Source organism: Pseudomonas sp., from assembly GCF_036404235.1.
GTDB lineage: Bacteria > Pseudomonadota > Gammaproteobacteria > Pseudomonadales > Pseudomonadaceae > Aquipseudomonas.
Genome location: NZ_DASWOT010000099.1, coordinates 1 through 20,420, shown reverse-complemented (window position 1 = coordinate 20,420; position 20,420 = coordinate 1). Strand labels below are relative to the sequence as shown.

The 20,420-nt window shown below is 57.8% G+C and carries 14 protein-coding genes; 6 read left to right on the top strand and 8 right to left on the bottom strand.

Annotated features, from left to right (window positions below; all coding sequences use genetic code 11):
- Window positions 1–86: 86 nt before the first annotated feature.
- The 4 genes from VGC62_RS12565 to VGC62_RS12550 all read right to left on the bottom strand — a co-directional run bounded on the left by VGC62_RS12565 (window position 87) and on the right by VGC62_RS12550 (window position 6,257).
- A complete protein-coding gene (locus tag VGC62_RS12565) occupies window positions 87–3,182 on the bottom strand; it encodes an MdtB/MuxB family multidrug efflux RND transporter permease subunit (RefSeq protein ID WP_331187404.1) in 3,096 nt (1,031 codons plus the stop codon).
- A complete protein-coding gene (locus tag VGC62_RS12560) occupies window positions 3,179–4,519 on the bottom strand; it encodes an MdtA/MuxA family multidrug efflux RND transporter periplasmic adaptor subunit (RefSeq protein WP_331187416.1) in 1,341 nt (446 codons plus the stop codon). Before VGC62_RS12560 ends, VGC62_RS12565 begins: the two co-directional genes overlap by 4 nt.
- A gap of 208 nt (window positions 4,520–4,727) precedes the next feature.
- On the bottom strand, window positions 4,728–5,228 hold the full coding sequence (gene tpx / locus VGC62_RS12555) for a thiol peroxidase (RefSeq protein ID WP_331187403.1): 501 nt from the start codon (window positions 5,226–5,228) through the stop codon (window positions 4,728–4,730).
- A 111-nt stretch (window positions 5,229–5,339) separates the two neighbouring features.
- A complete protein-coding gene (locus VGC62_RS12550) occupies window positions 5,340–6,257 on the bottom strand; it encodes a LysR family transcriptional regulator (protein ID WP_331187402.1) in 918 nt (305 codons plus the stop codon).
- A 129-nt stretch (window positions 6,258–6,386) separates the two neighbouring features.
- On the opposite strand from VGC62_RS12550, the gene VGC62_RS12545 reads away from it, so the two are divergent.
- Window positions 6,387–7,382 (top strand): aldo/keto reductase, encoded by a 996-nt coding sequence (locus VGC62_RS12545; RefSeq protein ID WP_331187401.1) that lies wholly within the window; start codon window positions 6,387–6,389, stop codon window positions 7,380–7,382.
- A gap of 354 nt (window positions 7,383–7,736) precedes the next feature.
- Here VGC62_RS12545 and VGC62_RS12540 read toward each other — a convergent pair whose 3' ends face one another.
- The 3 genes from VGC62_RS12540 to VGC62_RS12530 form a co-directional block, all read right to left on the bottom strand.
- Window positions 7,737–11,429, bottom strand: a complete 3,693-nt coding sequence (locus VGC62_RS12540) for a translocation/assembly module TamB domain-containing protein (protein WP_331187400.1) — start codon at window positions 11,427–11,429, stop codon at window positions 7,737–7,739.
- On the bottom strand, window positions 11,426–13,156 hold the full coding sequence (locus VGC62_RS12535) for an autotransporter assembly complex family protein (protein WP_331187399.1): 1,731 nt from the start codon (window positions 13,154–13,156) through the stop codon (window positions 11,426–11,428). Before VGC62_RS12535 ends, VGC62_RS12540 begins: the two co-directional genes overlap by 4 nt.
- Window positions 13,157–13,223: 67 nt before the next feature.
- Window positions 13,224–13,874: a GNAT family N-acetyltransferase gene (locus VGC62_RS12530; protein ID WP_331187398.1), complete on the bottom strand. Its 651-nt coding sequence runs from the start codon at window positions 13,872–13,874 to the stop codon at window positions 13,224–13,226.
- A gap of 210 nt (window positions 13,875–14,084) precedes the next feature.
- On the opposite strand from VGC62_RS12530, the gene xthA reads away from it, so the two are divergent.
- Both xthA and VGC62_RS12520 read left to right on the top strand, forming a co-directional pair.
- Entirely contained in the window at window positions 14,085–14,897 is an 813-nt protein-coding gene (xthA, locus tag VGC62_RS12525; protein WP_331187397.1) for an exodeoxyribonuclease III, read from the top strand.
- Window positions 14,898–15,073: 176 nt separating this feature from the next.
- Window positions 15,074–16,423: a phosphate ABC transporter substrate-binding/OmpA family protein gene (locus VGC62_RS12520; RefSeq protein ID WP_331187396.1), complete on the top strand. Its 1,350-nt coding sequence runs from the start codon at window positions 15,074–15,076 to the stop codon at window positions 16,421–16,423.
- Between the two features lie 219 nt (window positions 16,424–16,642).
- On the opposite strand, the gene VGC62_RS12515 is transcribed toward VGC62_RS12520, so the two are convergent.
- The gene (locus VGC62_RS12515; RefSeq protein ID WP_331187395.1) at window positions 16,643–17,875 is read right to left on the bottom strand and encodes an acyl-CoA dehydrogenase; all 1,233 of its coding nucleotides are present in this window, start codon (window positions 17,873–17,875) and stop codon (window positions 16,643–16,645) included.
- 159 nt (window positions 17,876–18,034) lie between these two features.
- Between VGC62_RS12515 and VGC62_RS12510 the strand changes: the two genes are divergently transcribed.
- From VGC62_RS12510 to VGC62_RS12500, 3 genes are all read left to right on the top strand, one after another.
- Entirely contained in the window at window positions 18,035–18,961 is a 927-nt protein-coding gene (locus VGC62_RS12510) for a LysR family transcriptional regulator (RefSeq protein WP_331187394.1), read from the top strand.
- A 168-nt stretch (window positions 18,962–19,129) separates the two neighbouring features.
- Window positions 19,130–19,528, top strand: a complete 399-nt coding sequence (locus VGC62_RS12505; protein ID WP_331187393.1) for a MerR family DNA-binding transcriptional regulator — start codon at window positions 19,130–19,132, stop codon at window positions 19,526–19,528.
- 41 nt (window positions 19,529–19,569) lie between these two features.
- Window positions 19,570–20,420, top strand: an 851-nt coding sequence (locus VGC62_RS12500; RefSeq protein WP_331187392.1) for a hydroxymethylglutaryl-CoA lyase, incomplete at its 3' end; no start/stop codon positions are given.

Below are 20,420 nucleotides of genomic sequence, written 5' to 3'. Positions count from 1 at the left end.
CAAGCTGCCAGTAAAAGCAACGGCCCTCGCGGTCCCGCTTCTAGCTTGCAGCTTAGCGCTTGAAGTTTGCAGCTCGAACGCGCCCCTCACAGCGCCACCTCGGCCTTGGCCTGACGACTGAATCGACGCGCCAACCGATCAAAAAACAGATAAATCACGGGGGTAGTAAACAGCGTCAAGACCTGACTCACCAGTAACCCGCCGACCATCACCAGCCCCAATGGTTGACGCAGTTCAGCCCCTGAGCCTGTGGCGAACATCAACGGGATGGCGCCGAACAGCGCCGCCATGGTGGTCATCAGAATCGGTCGGAAGCGCAGCAGCGCCGCCTCATAGATCGCGGTTTCAGGGTCCACGCCCCGATTGCGTTCGGCGTCCAGCGCAAAGTCGATCATCATGATCGCGTTCTTTTTGACGATACCGATCAGCAGAATAATGCCGATTATCGCGATCATCCCCAGGTCGTTACCACTGAGGATCAGCGCCAGCAGCGCACCGATTGCCGCTGACGGCAGTGTCGACAGAATGGTGATCGGGTGAATGTAGCTCTCATACAGAACGCCCAGCACGATATACATCGTCACCACCGCCGCCAACACAAGCAGTAGCGTACTCGACAGTGAAGCCTGGAATGCTTCGGCAGCGCCCTGGAACTGGGTCTGTACGCCAATCGGCATACCGATGTCTTTTTGCACCTGTTCGATGACCTGCACCGCCTTGCCCAACGCCACGCCCTGAGCCAGATTGAATGACATCATCACTGCCGGGAACTGGCCGATATGTGCAATCGCCAACTGCGCCTGGCGTTGTTCAACCCTGGCCAGACTGGACAGCTTGACCTGCCCGCCGTCGGTGGTCTTGACGTGGATCTGCTCCAATGCCTGTGGGCCGAGGTCGGCGCTGGAGGCCGCCTGCAATACCACACGGTACTGGGTGGCCTGTGTGTAGATGGTCGAAATCTGCCGCTGACCGAATGCGTCATACAGCGCATCGGTGATGTTGGCGACTGTTACGCCGAGACGGCTCGCGGCGTCGCGGTCGATGTTAAGAAACACTTGCAGGCCCTTGTCCTGCAAGTCGCTGGCGACGTCGGTCAGTTCGGGGCGTTGACTCAATGCCTCCACCAGCTTGCCGCTCCATTGGGCAAGCAGCTCGGAATCCGGCGAAGACATGCTGAACTGATACTGCGTGCGGCTGACCCGATCCTCGATGGTTAAATCCTGCACCGGCTGCATATAAAGACGGATGCCCGGCAGGTCTGCCAACTGAGGTTGCAGACGTTGAATCACCTGCGCGGCGGTCAAATCGCGTTGCGCGTGGGGTTTGAGGTTGATCAACAAACGGCCGCTGTTGAGCGTGGCGTTGTCGCCGTCGACACCGATGTAGGACGAAAGGCTGGCCACGGCCGGATCTTTCAGAATGATGCTGGCTAAAGACTGTTGGCGCTCGCTCATTGCCGCAAACGAGACCGATTGCGGCGCTTCGGAAATGCCCTGGATCACGCCGGTGTCCTGCACCGGAAAAAATCCCTTGGGTACGGCCAGATACAGCACAACCGTAATCCCCAACGTAACGACGGCCACTAGCAGGGTCAACGGCTGATGCTTGAGCACCCACTTCAACTTGCGCCCATAAGCGGCGATCAGCCAATCGATCCACGCACCACTGGCGCGATAGAAACGGCCCTGGTCTTTCTCCTTCGGTTCGCGCTTGAGCAAACGCGCGCACATCATTGGCGTCAGGGTCAGCGATACCACCAGCGAAATCAGGATCGCCACCGCCAAGGTGATGGCGAACTCGCGGAACAGGCGCCCCACCACATCAGCCATGAACAGCAACGGAATCAGTACCGCAATCAGCGAAATGGTCAGGGAGATCAGGGTGAAGCCGATTTGTTTCGCGCCCTTCAACGCAGCCTGAAGTGGCGTCTGGCCCTCCTCCAGATGCCGGGATATGTTCTCCAGCATGACAATGGCGTCGTCGACCACAAAACCGGTGGCGATGGTCATGGCCATCAAGGTCAGGTTGTTGATCGAGAACCCGGCCAGGTACATCACGCCGAACGTGCCAATCAACGACAATGGCACGGCCACTGAAGGAATGATCGTGGCACTGAAGTGGCGCAGAAACAGGAACGTCACCAGCACCACCAACACCACAGCGATCAGCAACTCATGCTGCACATCGGTCACTGCGGCGCGGATGGTCTGGGTGCGGTCGGTCAGCACCGTCACGTCCAACCCAGCGGGCAGGTTATCGGTGATGCTGGGCAGCAGGGTCTTGATCCGGTCGACCACGTCGATGACGTTGGCCCCAGGCTGACGCTGAATATTGAGCAACACCGCCTGGTTTTCGTTGGCCCAGGCGGCGAGACGGTCGTTTTCAGCGCCGTCGACGATCTGTGCAACATCCTTCAAGCGCAACGGGCCGCCATTGGCGTACGCCAGGATCAGGTTGGCGTACTCCTCAGGAGACTTGAGCTGATCGTTGGCGTCCAGCATCGACACCCGGGTTGGGCCGTCGAAGTTACCCTTGGGCGTATTAACGTTAGAGGCGCTGACCAGCGTGCGGACATCGGCCAGATTCAGGCCATTGGCCGCCAGCGCATCCGGGTTGACCTTGATCCGTACGGCCTGACGTTGACCGCCCGCGATCGTGACCATGCCGACGCCGCTAATTTGGGCGATCTTCTGCGCCATGCGCGTATCGACCAGATCATTGAGTTTGGGCAAGAGCATGGTTTTCGAGGTAATTGCCAGCGTCAGTACCGGGGTATCGGCTGGGTTGACCTTGTTGTACACCGGTGGCGCGGGCAAATCGGTCGGTAACAGGTTGGTCGCGCCATTGATCGCCGCCTGCACTTCCTGTTCGGCGACATCCATATTGATGTCGAGGCTAAAACGCAAGGTGATCACCGAAGCGCCGCCAGAACTGGTAGAGGCCATTTGGGTCAGCCCTGGCATTTGCCCGAACTGGCGTTCAAGGGGCGCGGTCACCGCACTGGTCATCACCTGCGGGCTGGCGCCGGGATACAGGGTCATCACACGGATGGTCGGATAATCTACCTGCGGCAAGGCGGAAACCGGCAGCAAGGTATAGGCGATCAGACCAGCAAGGACAATCGCCAGCATACTCAGCGTGGTCGCAACCGGCCTCAGGATGAACAGGCGAGACATGTTCATACGTCGTCTGTCTTCACAGTACCGACTGCTGCGGAGTCACTCGATTCCTTCGACGGCTGACCCTGCAAATGCTGGCCCGGCGTCGTTGGCACATCCTTGCTGTCGTTGACCACTTCGACATCGCTGCCGTCCTTGAGCCGATCGGTGCCTTCGAGCACGACCCGGTCGCCTGCCGCGAGGCCCTCAGTGATGACCGTCGAGGTTTCGTCGCTCGCACCTGTTTTCAACGAGCGGATCTTGACCTTCTTGTCGCCGTCCATGACATAAGCAAAGGTGCCGTTGACGCCGAACTGCACAGCAGGTGTCGGGATCAGCACCACGTTTTTCAGGGTATCGGCGCGCAGACGCACGTTGACGAACTGGTTGGGAAACAGCACTTCATCCTGATTGTCGAAGCGCGCCTTGAATTTCAGCGTGCCGGTGGTGATGTCGATCTGGTTGTCGAGGCTGGCCAGCACGCCGGTGGACTGCAGTTTCACATCGCCACGATCCCACGCTTCCACTGGCAGCTTGTCGCCGCTGCGATAACGGCTGATGACCGCCGACAAGTCTTTCTCTGGCAGGGTGAAATTAACGGTGATGGGTTTGGTCTGCGTGATGACCGCCAGCGCGGTGGTGTCGTTGGCCGCAACCAGGTTGCCAACGTCCAGTTGGCGCAGGCCGATGCGCCCCGAAATGGGTGCTCGAATGTTGGCGAAATCAAGGTTCAACTTCGCGTCACCGACCGCTGCCTGATTGGTTTTGATCGTGCCCAGGTATTGACCGACCAACGATTCGGCGGTGTCCAGCGTCTGTTTTGCAATGCTGTCTTCTTTGTACAAATCCCGATAGCGCTGCACATCGATCTGCGCGTTCTTCAGCAGCGCCTGGTTCTGCAGCAACGTGCCCTCGGCCTGTTGCAATGCGATCTGATAGCTGCGCGGATCGATTTGCGCCAGCAGGTCGCCGGCCTTGACCAATTGTCCTTCCTGGAAATTGAGTTTGACCAACTCCCCCGCCACGCGGCTGCGCACGTTGATAGTGTTCATCGCCGTGACGGTGCCGAGCGCCTTGTAGTAGATAGGGAAATCGCTCGTGGTGGCCGGCGCCACGCGCACAGGGACCGGGCCGGTTGCGCCGCCAAAACCAGGCCGGCTGGCAACCCCTTTACCCGCTGCGCTGCTACGGCCAGCACCTTTGTGGGCCTGCTCGCCGGTTTGCGTGGTGGCGCCTTTTTGCGGCGAGGCTCCCGGCCAATACCACCAGCACAGACCCGCAATGATCAACAGAACCAACAGGCTAATCAGCCAGCGACGGGAGTTACGAGGACCAGACGATTGCATGTATAAATTGACCAGTGTGCGCGTGAGCGTCTTCGGGAGGCTGAACAATAAGCATAGATAGGTGCCCTGCAAAGCGCCTTTACCGGCAATTTACCTAGTGCTTACTTTGGTTAAAGTGCTGAAGCATAAATAGAAACGGCCTGATCAGGTCAGGCCGTTCAGCACTGTTATGTATCAGCGCTGTGTGTCGCCTGCATACCGACTCGTCGGTGCGACAGACAACTTACTTCAATACCGCCAGTGCTGCGTCGTAGTTCGGCTCTTGGCCGATCTCGGGAACAAGTTCGCTGTGCAGCACTTTGTTGTTTTCATCCAGGACCACGACTGCGCGGGTCGTCAGACCGACCATTGGGCCGTCGGCAATGGCAACACCATAGTCCTTCATGAACTCGGCGCCACGCATGGTGGAGAGGTTTTTGACGTTTTCCAGGCCTTCGGCACCGCAGAAACGGGCTTGGGCGAACGGCAGGTCAGCTGAAATGCACAATACCACCGCGTTGTTCAGATCATTGGCCTGGGCATTGAATTTACGCACTGAGGTGGCGCAGGTCGGGGTATCGACGCTTGGGAAAATATTCAGCACCTTGCGCTTGCCAGCGAAGGTTTCCAGCGTTACATCTGCCAGGTCACCACCGACCAGTTTGAACGCAGGAGCGCTGCTGCCAACTTTTGGCAATTCACCTTCGATCTGAACCGGATTGCCGCGACGCGTTACTTGAGCCATGAGCTGAGTCCTTGTTTTGGGTTGCAATTCTGGGTTTCGGGAAAACCGGAAGTTAACCACGAAAGTGATTAGCGACCTATGGGTGTCAACGAATTTGTTCGCACGCTCAGGTCACGCACCGGCTTTATCCAGCAGCCCCGGTTTAGCACACAATTCCACTAGCCAGTCGATGAATACCCGCACCCGCCTCGACATTTGCCGGTGCGCAGGGTACAGCGCGGTCAACGGTAGCAATGGCTGCGGGAATTGACCGAGCACTTCTACTAGAGCCCCGCTGCGCAATGGTTGCGCGACATGGTAGTAAGGCGTCTGTACCAAGCCGTAGCCTGCCCCGCAAGCGGCCAGATAACCATCGGCGCTATTGATCGACAACGCCTTGGGCATGCTGAACTCCCGCTCTTTGCCATCGACAATAAACTCCAGGCCATAGCGTTTGTTGGAGCCGCTGGAAAAATATTCGATGACCCTGTGCTGCGCAAGGTCATCAAGCGACAACGGCGTGCCATAACGCTCAAGGTATTCACGACTGGCACACACCACCTGACGCATTTGCGCCAAGGGCCGCGCGACCAGGGACTGGTCCAGCGATTGACCACCTCGGACCACACAATCAACGCCTTCACGGATCAAATCTACCGGGCGATCGGTCATGCCTACTTCCAGTTCGATCTGCGGGTAGCGTTGGCTGAATTCGGGCAGCGCGGGGATCACGATCAACCGCCCAAGCCCTGCCGGTATGTCGATGCGCAAGACGCCTTTGGGCGCACTGCCGATGGCCGAGAACGCACTTTCGGTTTCTTCCAGGTCGCCCAGCAAGGTGACGCAACGCTGGTAATACGCCTGACCGTCAAGCGTCGGGCTGACGTGTCGAGTGGTACGTTGCAGCAACTGAACGCCCAAATGCGCTTCCAGTTGCTTGATGAGAATGGTCACCGAGGCGCGAGGCATGTGCAGGTCATCGGCGGCCTTGGCGAACCCGCCAAGTTCGACAATGCGTGTGAACGCACGCATGGCATTGAATTTATCCAAGGCACTCCCTGAGTATTCATCGAGGGTTTATTTAGAAAATCCAAACAGTGAAAGCACTTTTACCCGGTTTATCCTGAATCTGTCGAGGAGTAACAATACTGAGTCTTTTCACTCAAGAAGGATTCTTTCATGCAAACGCGTCAACTCGGCAAGAACGGACCCCAGGTCTCTGCCATCGGTCTCGGCTGCATGGGCATGACCGACTTTTACACCACCGGAACCGATACGCAGGAAGCCATCGCCACGATTCACCGTGCGCTTGAGCTCGGCGTGACCCTGCTCGACACCGCCGACATGTATGGCCCACACACCAACGAAGAGCTGATTGGCAAAGCGCTGCAAGGCAAACGAGACAAGGTGTTCCTGGCCAGCAAATTCGGCTTCGTGCGTGACCCCAATGATGCTACTGCCCGGGGTGTAAACGGCAGCCCGGAATATATCCGCAAGGCCATCGAAGGCACCCTGCAACGGCTGAAAATCGACGTACTGGATCTTTACTATCAGCATCGTATCGACCCGAATATCTCGGTCGAGGAGTCCGTGGGCGCCATGGCGGAACTGGTCAAGGAAGGCAAGGTTCGCTATCTGGGGCTGAGTGAAGCCTCGGCCGCCACCCTTGAGCGCGCGCACAAAGTGCATCCGATCACAGCGTTGCAGACCGAATATTCATTATGGAGTCGCGACCCTGAAGAAAACGGTGTGCTGCAAGCCTGTCGTCGGCTTGGCATCGGTTTTGTACCCTACAGCCCACTGGGCCGTGGTTTTCTGACCGGCACGTTGAAAAGCCCCGATGACTTCGCGGCCGACGATTATCGCCGCAGCAGTCCACGTTTTCAGGGTGAGAACTTTGCAAAGAACCTGTTGCTGGTCGAGAAAGTGCAGAAACTGGCGGTCGACAAAGGCGTCACCGCAGGACAGTTAGCGCTGGCCTGGGTGCTGGCGCAGGGCAACGACATCGTGCCGATTCCTGGCACCAAACAACGCAAATACCTGGAAGAGAACGTCGCGGCACTTGAGATCAAGCTCAGTGCGCAAGAGCTGAAGGCGCTAAAGGATCTGTTCCCAGTCGATGCAGTCGCCGGCGAGCGCTATACCGAAGCATCATTGAAACTGGTTAACGGCTGATCTAGCTGCAGGAGCCACCGTGTTGGCGAGGCGGCCAACACGGTGCGCCGGTGACACCGCCTCGCGAACACGTTCGCTCCAGCGCGTTGCGATGACGGCTCAGGCAAGCATCCGTAGGAGCCGGGCTTGTCCCGCGACCGGCGGGGAATCCGTCGTAAAACCTGCGCACGCAGTGTGACAGGCAGACCACGTACACCGGGTTTACTGCCGCTGCGCGCCAGATCGCGGGACAAGCCACGCTCCTATAGGGCGTTCTGGCCCTTTTGATACCACCTGCTGAAAGCTTGACCGGGAACAGAGTATCTACCGCTGATCAACCGCCAAGTTGAAGACATCCACCTGATCCAGATCGCTTTAGAAATCGCGCTTGTAGAAAATATCCAGCGAACTCGCCACCCCGCTCGCCACCTCCAGATACACCTTCTTGCTCAAGAGGTAGCGCAAAGTCAGGGTGTTCTGCGGATCAAACACCCCGACCCCGTAACGCAGGCTGAGCTTGTCGGTGATTTTGCCACTGGCAACCACGGCAGTTTTATCGCCGCTGCCGGACGTGTCCAGGTCAAAATCCTTGATCCCCAGATCAGTGGCCAACTTACCCGCTGTTGATGAACCGCCCGCCAGCCCAAGGGCCAGCGCTGCCTGGGCCAGCATGTTGCTGTCTTCGCCATTGGTGCTCAATGGACGCCCCAACACCAGATACGACAGCGCCTGCTCCTGGCTCATGGCAGGCTCTGAAAACACCACCGTCGTCGGCTGCTCGGCGTTGCCGGTCAGCCTGATCCCGGCGATCACATCGTCGGTCTGGCGAATCGCTTCAATATCCAGGTAGGGCTGGTCGATGGGACCGGCGAACAGCAGACGGGCCTTGCGAATCGTCAGTCGCTGCCCGTAAGCCCGATAGCGTCCCTCGTTCAGGTTCAGCTCGCCGCGGGTATCAAGGTTGTCACCGATGTGTACATGCCCCGCCAGATTGGCGGTCAAGCCAAATCCATTGAATGTCAGCTTGTCCTTGCCCACTTCTACATCGATATCCATCGCGATTGCCATTGGCGACTTACCGGCTTGCGTCTGTTGACCAACGATCACCGTATCGTCCGAGACCTTGACAGTTGAAGGCGGCAACTGCCGGACAGTGATGTCGCCGGAGGGGATCAACACCTTGCCCGCCACAGCCAGCTTATCGCCCTGGAGAGTGATTTTTAGGTCAGGCGCGGCTTCCAGCGTGGCGTAGGGCTCAACGGTGATGGGTAGGCGCGAGCCTTTGAGGCTGACATCCACGTTAAGCGCCTGCGCCCACGCTATTTGACCGGCCAACGTGCCCTGGCCATTTGGCCCGCTGGTCCAGCGCCCTTGCAGTTGAACGTTTTCACCGGCGATGAGCGCCTGAACGTTGAGCTTTTCGAGGCTGATGGGCAGTTCCGGCCCGGAGACTTCGCCCTCGCTCAGAACCACATTGCCGTTGATCTGTGGGGCCAACAGCCCGCCCGAAATACGTCCACTGCCGTCGAGATGTCCGTTGAGCTTCTCCACCACGGGTACAAAAGGACGTGCTACCGAAATGTCCAGGCCGGACAGGCTGAAGTCTCCGTTGATGGTTTTATTCCTGGCCAACGGATCGATGGTGGCGTTCAGTTGCAGCGAACCCAATTTGCCGCCGCGAAAATCCAGATGGGTATCGACGCGCCGGGGTTTGAACGTACTGGTCAACTTGAGGCTTTCATAGGGGAAGTCCAACCACTGGTTTTTGTCGCGAACCCGCAGCGTGCCGCCGCTGGCATCTACCATGATTTGCCCGTTGGGCCCCGATGCTGGCAGATCAAGTTGCAGGTCGGCGTTGAGCGCACCCTTCCAGGCGAAATCCCTAGGCAGCCATTGCGCCAGGCTGTCCAGCGGGAATTGCTTGAGGTGGTAGCGCAGCCGAGGCTCTGGCATCAACCGTTGATCTTCACCACAAAGACTGGCGGGCCCTGACAGCCAGCAATGGGCACCAAAGTTGATCTTGCCGTCCGCCAGCCGCTCCAGCCTGGCGGGCTGTTGCAGCCGCCAATCCTGGCCTCCGGTCTGAATGTCGCCACTGGCAAGCGTGCCCCGCCAGTTGCCTTTGTCCAGATTGCCGTCCAGTGCAAGGGCCAGCTTGAGCAGTGGTCCTTGTAGATCGAGTTTCATTTGCTGGCGTTTGACGTCGCCTTGCCCATTGACCGTTAAAGTGCCCAGAGCCGTATCACCGGCCTGAATACCAGCAGCTTTCAGGTCGATGACCGCACGCTGGGCAGCGTCGAGTTTCGCCGCCAGCGTCAGGGTTTGCAGGTGATTGTCTTCGAACCCCCATTGCGAGCCTTGCAGGGCAAACTGACCTTGTGGCGCCTGCACCGTACCTGTCAGGTCGAAACGCCCTTTGGCTTGACCCTGCAAGCGCGGCCACAGTTGCGCAAGACGTGGCAAGTTCAGGTCCAGTTGAGCGACGAGCTTTTGTTGCAGGCTGCCGCTGCCGTGAATCCGGTTGTCGCCCAGACGAATCTCCAGCGTGCTGACGTTCCACTTCTCGCCCGCTCCGTCGGCCTTGACCTGAAGCACCGCTGGCTGCCCACGCAGGCGACCCTTGAGGTCAAGATCGGCGTTCACACTCAGTTGTTGGTTGCGCAAAGATCCACTACTGCGCAACGGCCCAGCGAGCGTACCGGGCAGTTCGGCCACCCAATACGAAGGGTCGAAGGCGCTGAGGTCCAGAGCTGTGTCCCAGGCGATCCCGTCGGCGAACTGCACGTTCAAGCGTCCACCCGCCTTGCCTTTGCCAGCAACCAGCTCCAGTTGCGGCAGAAAAATTTGCTGCAAATCGCCACTGAACGGGCTGTTGAGGCTAAAGGGGCCAGCCGGTCCGGTAAAATCGCCCGCGAAGTTGCCCAGGTATTTGCCGTCGGTGTAGGAAATCTCGCCATTGAACGCATGGACTTTGACGTCAGGTTCGGCGATTACCGGATAGAGCCGATGCCACGGAAAATCCAGCCAGTCGATTTTGGCGTCTGCACTCAGACCTTTCTGCCAGTCGAGCTTGCCACTGAGCTTGAGCCGTTGTTCGGCGCTGCTGGTCAGGTCAAGTGCCGCCAATTCAGCGCCGTTAGCATCGACCCGTCCTTGCACGGCCAGCGTGATCGGCCCTTGCTCGGCAGGTAGGCTGGCATTGCCCAGAATCGCGTAGCCGTTGGCGAGGTCGCCTTTGGCATTGAGCGTCAGTTGATTGAGTTGCAGGGTCTCGGGCAAGTGCGCAGCAGGTTTGAACTGCTCGGCAGTGATGGTCACTTCAGCAGGCAGGTGGTCAGCCAGTGGCTGCAGTTGGCCGACCAGTTTGGCGTTGAGATAGCCGCTGCTTTGCGCGTTGAGCGTGAGTGTTTTCAGGAGGTCGCCACCGATATTCAGTGCCAGCGACAGCGGTTGACCGTCCACCGCAGGCAATTGCAACTGACCTTGGGCGGTCAACGGCCAATCAGCCTCGGGTTTTAAAATACCGGTGAGCTCCAGTGTCAGATCATCGCGCTGTAGATACGCAGAATCGATCTTCAAACCATCAACGGTCCAATGCGCGGCAAGCTTCAGATCACGCAGTTGCTCTGCGCCGTCCAACTGCACGCTGCCAATCTGCACATCGCCCAGCTCAATCGCCAACGGCAGTTTGAGGTCGGGCAAGCTGATCGGGCTGTCGTCTGCCGGACTGGTCGACGGCGCAAGTTGCAGCCGAATATCGCCCGCCTTGAGTGTATTGATGCACAAAGTCATGCGCGCCAGACAGCCGAGGGACCAGTCAAACACTGGCGCGTCGATCTCCACCTTGAATGCGCCCTGCTCCCAAATCAGGTGATCGGCGCGCCATTGTGCGCCCAGACGCCCCGTAAAATTGTCCACTTGCAAACCGGGCACCAGGCCCATCGCCCAACGGCTTCCCGTTTGCGTGCCCAGGACCAGGCTCAAGCTGGCCACCAGCAAAACCAGAATCAAAACAACGCTGATCGCGCTGATTTTTGCAACACGTTTGAGTCGTACGGTATGAGTCACAGTTCAGGTCCCATCGAGAAGTGCAGACGAATACCGCCGTCGTCATCCAATGCGTGGGCGAGGTCCAGGCGCAACGGCCCTACAGGTGAGACCCAGCGAATACCAATACCAACGCCGGTTTTCAGGCTCGGCAGTTCGAGATTATTGAAGGAGTTACCCTGATCGACAAAGGTCGCGATACGCCACTTTTCGGCAATTGAATATTGGTATTCGGCGCTGGCAGCCACCATGTATCGACCACCGATTTTGTCGCCATCGGAGTTTTCCGGGGAGAGCGACTGGTAGTCATAACCCCGTACGCTCTGGTCGCCGCCGGCGAAGAAGCGCAGCGACGGCGGAATCGACTGGTAGCCGTTAGTGGCGCTTCCGCCGACCTGGACGCGCCCCAGAAACCGATGGTTTTGCCACAACGTGGTCAGGCCTTTGATCATCGCTGTGCCGCGCAGCAGGTTGGCGTCGGAACCCAAACCTTCTTTGGCCACCTGAGTCTCGAACTGCAACCGATAGCCATTGTGCGGATCGACGAGATTGTCACTGCGCAGGTAGGAATAACTGACGCCCGGCATCAGCAGCGTGCTCAACCCCGCGTCATCACCGAGCTGATATTCTTCACGTTGCCATTTCAGGGAAATCACCCTTTCCCAACCGCTCGGCAATTTGCTGTGCCACTCGGGGCCTACCGTCAGCAGCTTGCTCAGGCTGTCGGTATCTGCCATTTCTTCATATTGATAGCCACCGGCCAAACGCAGTTTGTCGGTCAGTGGTGGGTCTAGCGGAACGTCGTACCACAGCCCGACGTTTTGTTTGGGGGCGGACAATTCCATTTCGGCACCGTAGCTGTGGCCCTGCGCGTTGACCCAATGCCGCGTCCAATTGGCTTTGGCACGTGGCCCGACATCGGTGGAGTATCCAAGGCCCAGGCCCATCGTCCGCGGTTTACGGGTCTGCAACTGGACCTCTACCGGAATCACCTCGCCTTGCGCGGCGGTGGGCGCAGCGTCGACCCGCACACCCTCGAAATAGCCGCTGGCCTGCATGGCCTGATTGAGTTCGGCAATCAGTTCTGAGTCGTAGGGGGTGTTTTCCTTGAACGGCACCATGCGCCGCAACAAGTCGTCATCGAAAGGAGCGTCGCCGCTGAATGAGACCTTTCCCATCGAGTAGCGTGGGCCGCTGTCGTAGATCAGTTCGATATCCGCCACGCCTGCTCGCGGATCTACAGACAAGCGTTGGCTGGTGAAGCGCCCATTGAAAAATCCATAACGAGCGGCCTGATTCTGGATTAGGCGCTTGGCGTCTTCGTAATGGCCATGATTAAGAACAGCGCCGGTCTTCAGCTCGTCGCTCTTGGGTACGCGAAAGGCTTTGAGCTGACTGGCCGGGCCGTCGACACGCAAAGTGACCGTGCGCAGATGAACCGGCTCGCCGGGCTGGACATTCAGGATCAACTGCGGGGCTTGGCCCGAGGTTTTGATTTCGCTGTCGATCTGCGCCTGGTAATAACCCAGGGCCTGGGCGGCTTTTTGCGCCTGCTCGATAGCGCCCACACTGAAGCGCTCAAGCGCGTGTTCATCGCGCTCGCCAAGATCGCCCACGTACCCTTCGATGTTGGATTTGAGCGCAGCGTTGGAAGGTTTGATCCGCACGTCCAGTTGGTCGGCAGCAAATGCCGTAACACTGGAGAACATAAGGAGAAAACCGCTGGTGAATCTACCGGGAAACTTCATAGGCGCGGATGCTAACACGAGCTGCGGGGGCTACTGGAACCGGCTTGAGATCAGAAGTTTCCTGCTTTCACGCCATCGCTTCGCGTGAAACCTGGGGATTAGGATGAAAGAACACGTGTTCTCGGATTGGTCCTACAGCAACTTCTCCAACTTCCTCATAACCCTGTCGTTTGTAGAACTCCAGATAGTGAGTATTCCCCGTATCGAGGACGATGCCCTGCGAGCGTTCGTCCTGCGCGCACCACTCATGCAGCGCCTGAAGCATTTGCTCGCCGTAGTGCTGACCCTGGAAGTCCGGATGAATGCCCAGCAATGGCAACACGTGTACCGAGTCGGACGGCAGGCACGCCAGCACGGCCTGGTAATACTCAAGATAACGCTGGGTGCAACGCAGCCCCGTGCTCATCACCATGCGCAAACGCCACGCCCAGCTTTCGGTGATGCCCAGCCGACGTTGTGGCGGCGCAATCAGCACAACGCCGATCAAACGATCCTCGACGAACAGCCCCAACGCCGGCAAATCTTGCAGGAAGTGCTGTTTGACCAGTTCGCGAATGGTCGCCCGTACCCGGTGTTCATATCCTGAGCGTCCGGACTCAAAGAGGTAGGCAAAGCTTGGTTCATGTCGATACGCCTGATACAGCAGCGATCGCGACTCTCGTGAATAACCGCTGTCGAGCTGGCGGATTTCTGCGGGCGCAGGTGTAGATACAGGCATGTGATCGACCTCGTAATGACGACGCCCGATGGGCAGCGTTTGCAATCTCAGGGCTTCGAGTCAAGGCTGGGGGTGACAGTTCAGGTTTATTTTGCCTCGCCTGCAGACAGCGTAGCAGTTGGCGCGGGCGGCAAAGCCCATCGATACTGCGCTGGCCGTAGCCGGAAAGGTCGGCTAGCATCGCTTTTTGCTTTCTGCCAGGTGCCGCCCATGAAACTTGTGTCTTTCAACATCAATGGCCTGCGCGCCCGTCCGCATCAGCTGGCGGCGCTGATCGAAAAACACCAGCCGGACGTTATCGGCCTTCAGGAAACCAAAGTCTCCGACGACCAGTTCCCCCAGGCCGACATCGAAGCCCTGGGTTATCACGTACATTTCCATGGACAGAAAGGCCATTACGGCGTCGCCCTGCTCTCGCGCCAGCCCCCGCTGACCTTGTATAAAGGCTTCGAGACTGACGACGATGAAGCGCAAAAGCGTTTCATATGGGGTACTTTCGCCGACCGCAATGGCGTGCCGGTGACGATCATGAATGGCTATTTCCCACAGGGAGAAAGCCGCGACCATCCGACCAAATTCCCGGCCAAGCAACGTTTCTACGCAAACTTGCAGCACTTGCTGGAAAGCCGTTTCAGCAATGATCAGCCGTTGGTGGTCATGGGTGATGTGAACATTTCTCCGGAAGACAGTGACATTGGCATCGGACCGGATAATGCCAAGCGTTGGCTTAAAACAGGCAAATGCAGTTTTCTGCCCGAAGAGCGTGAGTGGATGGCCAAGCTCAAAAGCTGGGGTCTGGTAGACAGCTTCCGTCATCTTTATCCGGAAGTAATCGATCAGTTCAGCTGGTTCGACTACCGCAGCCGTGGCTTCGAAGACTCGCCCAAACGCGGTCTGCGCATCGACTTGATCATGGCCTCCCACGGATTGCAGCCACGGATCAAAGCCGCAGGTGTGGATTACGACCTGCGGAGCATGGAAAAACCATCGGACCATGCACCGATATGGCTAGAGTTGAGTTGAAATATCTAACGTTTCTGTAGGGGCGAACGTGTTCGCGAAGCTTTCCCCGGTATGGCTGGCTATCGCTTCGCCGACAAGTTGGCTCATACAGACGCTAGGCAGTTATGAGTTGTCATATTCCAGTAACGCAGCTGTCTTATTCTGCCGGCATTGCCGCCGATAAGAAGATCTCGCACATGCTGCGAACGCTCTGTTTTCGAACACTCCTGACTCTACTCATTACAGTGTTCTCCCTGTCGGCGCAGGCGGCCCTGCCCGTTCCGTCCGACGGCTCCCCGGCATTGCGCATCCAGGGCTCCAATACCCTTGGTGCTCAGCTCGGCCCCGCCTTGGTCGAGGGGCTTATGGCCCAGCAAGGCCTGCAGTCCATCGAAAAACATCCTGGTGCCATGCCCAACGAAATGCGCATTACAGGCCGTACAAGCACCGGCCAGCGGGTCAGCATTGATGTTGCCGCGCATGGGTCCAGCACCGGATTCAGCGCATTGCAAGCTGACAAGGCAGACCTTGCCGCCTCCTCACGGCCCATCAAAGACAGCGAACTCAAAGCGTTAAGCGCATTAGGTGATCTGAAAAGTCACGATGCCGAGCACGTTATCGCCATTGATGGCGTCACGGTCATCCTGCACCCCAGCAATCCCCTGCGAGAGCTGAGCACCGCCCAATTGGCGGAAATTTTTTCGGGTGAAGTCCAGGATTGGCAGCAGCTCGGTGGATCGGCCGGGCCCATTCATGTGTATGCGCGGGATCAGCAATCAGGCACCTATGACACCTTTAATGAGCTGGTGCTGGCCAAATTCGGAAAAACCCTGGTGCGTGATGCCAAACGTTTCGAGTCCAGCGAGCAGTTGTCGGACGAAGTCAGTCAAGACCGTCAAGGGGTTGGTTTTATCGGCCTGCCTTACGTGCGACGTGCCAAGGCAGTAGCGATTACCGATGGCGAGTCCAACCCCATGCTGCCAACCATGGGCTTGATCGCCACCGAGGACTACCCGCTGTCGCGCCGCTTGTATTTCTATCTGCCGCCGCAGTCCAGACAACACTGGGCCAAAGCGTTGGTGCGCTTCGCCCAGAGCGCTGCCGGCCAGGCCATCGTCGCGAACAATGGCTTTGTCGCGCAGACAGTGCAGTCGGTCAAGGTGCGGGCAACGTCCGAAATGCCTGCGCAATATCAAAGTTTGACGCGTAAAGCCGAGCGGCTTTCAGTGAATTTTCGCTTCGCCCAGGACAGCGCGTCGCTGGACAACAAGGCGCAAATCGACCTGCAACGGGTGGTGGATTATTTGCAGGCTCACGACAAGCTCAATCAACGAGTCACGCTGGTGGGGTTCGGGGATGCCAAAAGCGACTCGGCAAGGGCCCAACTGCTGTCCAAATTGCGTGCAATGGCTGTGCGACGAGAGCTGCTCAAGCGCAATGTAATTCTGCGCGAGGTACTGGGGTTCGGGGATGAAATGCCGGTCGCGACCAATGAGGGCGACGAAGGCAGGATCAAAAATCGGCGGGTGGAGGTTTGGGTGGAGTGAATTTGCACCCAATCTGGATCTGCGCGACGAGCTTCGCGAGCAAGCTCGGCGTCCACAGAAACAGGCGCCGCTGCCGCAACAGGAATCGGCGATCCCTGTTGAAGCGAGGCTTGCCCGCGACGCTTTCCGGTTCGGCACCGACGTGCTGATTTAACAAGCTCTTCACAGCAAACAGGCCGCCATCGGCCTCGCATCAAAGGATGATTTGCTGTTGGCTAATCACCGCTGCTCACTGCGCAGCATTTCCCGGGGCACGTATTTGCCTATTTCATATTTGCCAATCGCTGCACGATGAACTTCATCCGGGCCGTCTGCCAGGCGCAAGGTACGTTGCATGGCATACATGTAGGCCAAGGGGAAATCCCCCGACACGCCTGCTCCGCCATGAATCTGGATCGCCCGGTCGATCACCCGCAGCGCGACATTCGGCGCGACTACCTTGATCTGGGCAATTTCACTCTTCGCCACTTTGTTGCCCACAGTGTCCATCATGTACGCCGCTTTGAGGGTCAGCAGCCGCGCCATGTCGATTTCCATGCGCGAATCGGCAATCTTGTCGATGTTGCCACCCAACCGCGCCAAGGGACGACCGAACGCTGTACGTTGCACTGAGCGTTTGCACATCAACTCAAGCGCACGTTCCGCCATGCCGATTGAGCGCATGCAATGGTGAATACGGCCAGGCCCAAGACGCCCCTGAGCAATTTCAAAGCCACGCCCCTCGCCCAACAATACGTTTTCGTAAGGCACTCGCACGTTGTCGAACAACACTTCGGCATGCCCATGTGGCGCGTCGTCGTAACCAAATACCGGCAGCGCTCGCACGATGGTCACGCCCGGCGTATCGATGGGCACCAGAATCATCGAGTGCTGTTGATAGCGCGGGCCATCGGGGTTGCTCAACCCCATGAAAATCATGATTTTGCAGCGTGGATCACATGCCCCGGAGGTCCACCATTTGCGGCCGTTGATCACCCATTCGTCACCGTCGCGGGTCGCGCGGGCCGCCATGTTGGTGGCATCAGAAGAGGCGACATCCGGCTCGGTCATGGCAAACGCGGAACGGATTTCACCACGCAGCAGCGGCGCTAGCCATTGCTGTTTCTGGGTTTCGCTGGCATAGCGCACCAAGACTTCCATATTGCCGGTGTCAGGCGCCGAACAGTTGAACGGCTCAGGCCCCAACAGCGAGCGGCCCATGATTTCGGCCAAAGGCGCGTATTCCAGATTGCTCAACCCGGCGCCCATTTGCGATTGCGGCAAAAACAGATTCCACAACCCTAAAGCTTTGGCCTTGAGCTTGAGTTCTTCCATGATCGCCGTTGGCTGCCAACGATCGCCTTCGGCAACCTGACGCTCAAAGACAGGTTCGGCGGGATACACGTAGGTGTCCATGAATGCGGTGACGCGCTCGCGCAGTTCCTGAACCTTTGGAGAGTAAGCGAAATCCATGGGCAGCTACCTTCTGGGGAGGTTATGTAGGTCTTGGCGCCGATGCTAGAACACGCCTTACCATTTATCTAACCTATTCTCGGCGTGTATTAACATTCATAACCGATATATGATCGGGCCATTCACCCCATAACAAAAAACAGCACGAGGCGCGCAGCAATGAACCTGAGCAAGGTCGATCTCAACCTCTTTATTGTCTTTGACGCCATCTACACCGAAGCCAATCTGACTCGCGCCGGCCAGATCGTCGGCATCACCCAACCTGCCGTATCCAATGCATTGGCCCGTTTGCGGGAAACCTTCAACGACCCGCTGTTCGTGCGAACATCACAGGGCATGGTGCCGACGCCGATGGCTCAGAACATCATCGGTCCGGTGCGCAACGCGTTGTCGCTGCTGCGTGTGTCGGTGCAGGAAAGCCGCATCTTCAACCCCTTGCAGGCCAACAAGAATTACCGCATCAGCATGACCGACCTGACCGAAGCGGTGATTTTGCCGTCGTTGTTCCAGCGTCTACGCCGCCTGGCGCCTGCCGTGGTGATCGAAAGCTTCCTGTCCAAGCGTCGCGAAACGACCAAGGAACTGGCGGCAGGACGGCTGGATTTCGCCATCGACGCGCCGCTCAATACCGACCCGCAGGTGCGCCATGTCAAATTGATGGAAGACAAATACGTGTGCGCCATGCGCAAGGGCCATCCGCTGGCCAACAAAAACCCGATTACCCTTGATGATTATCTGGGGCTGACCCACATCCATATTTCAAGCCGCCGCGCCGGCCTGGGTCATGTGGACCTTGCGTTGGGCAAGATGGGCATTCAGCGCAAGATTGCCCTGCGCTCCCAGCATTACCTGATGGCGTCGCAGGTGCTGCAACAGACCGACATGGTGATGACCGTGCCTGAGCGTTTTGCCCGTCGCAATGACTTGCACTACGTCTACCTGCCCGTGAATGATGTGCCCACGGTCGAAAGTCATCTGTATTGGCACGAGAGCACCGATCAGGACCCTGCGAATCGGTGGATGCGCGAACAGATTATCGAGCTGTGTCAATTGCTGACGGCCAATGAGAAAACACTCGAAAGGTAATTAGCTTTTAATCTTATTTATCTGTTTTATAAGCAATTAATAAAAATACTTAATGTGAATTGTAGGATGCAGACAGGAGCTGAGCAGATACTTGAGGCGCCGCCATCTTGACGTTAACGTTAAGTGTGCCTTAGCTTAGCCCTTCGTTATCTTGGTACGAGCCTCTCCATGAGTAACCAGACTTACAGCATCTCCGACCTGGCTCGCGAGCTGGACATCACGACGCGCACCATTCGCTTTTACGAAGAACAAGGCATGCTGATGCCCGAACGGCGTGGCCTGGAGCGTATTTATACGGGGCGCGACAAAGTCACCCTCAAGCTGATTCTGCGCGGTAAGCGGATCGGGTTTTCGTTGGCCGAATGCCGGGACCTGATCGGTCTGTACGACCCTGAAGGGGGGAATCAAAAGCAGCTCTACACCATGCTTGGCAAAATCGCCGAGCGCCGTGCCCAGCTGGATCAACAATTGCTGGACGTCCAACAGATGCAACTAGAGCTGGACACTGCAGAAGAACGCTGCAAGCTCGCGCTAGGAAAATCTGATTTAAATCAGATAACTAGCTAATAATCCTAAAATAAAAATCACACTAAAGAGTGGTCGTCGCAATGCCTCTTCCTCAACACGTTCGCCTGGTTGAAGTCGGTCCACGAGACGGGCTGCAGAACGAACCCACGCCAATCAGTGTGGCCGACAAGGTTAGCCTGGTAGACGCGCTGACCGATGCCGGGCTGAGTTACATCGAAGTTGGCAGCTTCGTCTCACCCAAATGGGTGCCGCAAATGGCAGGGACGGCCGAGGTGTTCGCGCAGATCCAACGCAAGCCAGGTGTCATCTATGCCGCGTTGGCGCCCAATTTGAGAGGCTTCGAAGACGCCCTTGCCTGTGGCGTCAAAGAGGTTGCGGTATTTGCCGCAGCCTCCGAAACGTTTTCCCGGCGCAACATCAACTGTTCGATTAGCGAAAGCCTTGAGCGCTTCCTACCATTGATGGAGGCTGCGCGCTTGCACGGCCTTGAAGTGCGTGGATATGTCTCCTGCGCCCTCGGTTGCCCCTATGAAGGTAGCGTGCCGCCCAAACAAGTGGCTTGCGTGGCCAATGAGTTGATTGCAATGGGCTGCTATGAGGTTTCGTTGGGTGACACCATCGGCACAGGCACACCGGGCGCGACGCGGGAATTGTTCGAGGTGGTGGCCGGGCAGATTCCCCGCAGCAAACTCGCTGGCCACTTCCACGACACCTATGGCCAGGCATTGGCGAACATCTACGCCAGCCTGCTCGAAGGCATTCAAGTGTTCGACAGCTCAGTGGCAGGCTTGGGTGGCTGCCCGTATGCCAAAGGAGCGACCGGAAACGTTGCAACGGAGGACGTGGTGTATATGCTCAACGGACTGGGCATCGAAACCGGTATCGACCTGGACAAGCTCATCATGGCAGGCCAGCAAATATGCACGGCAGT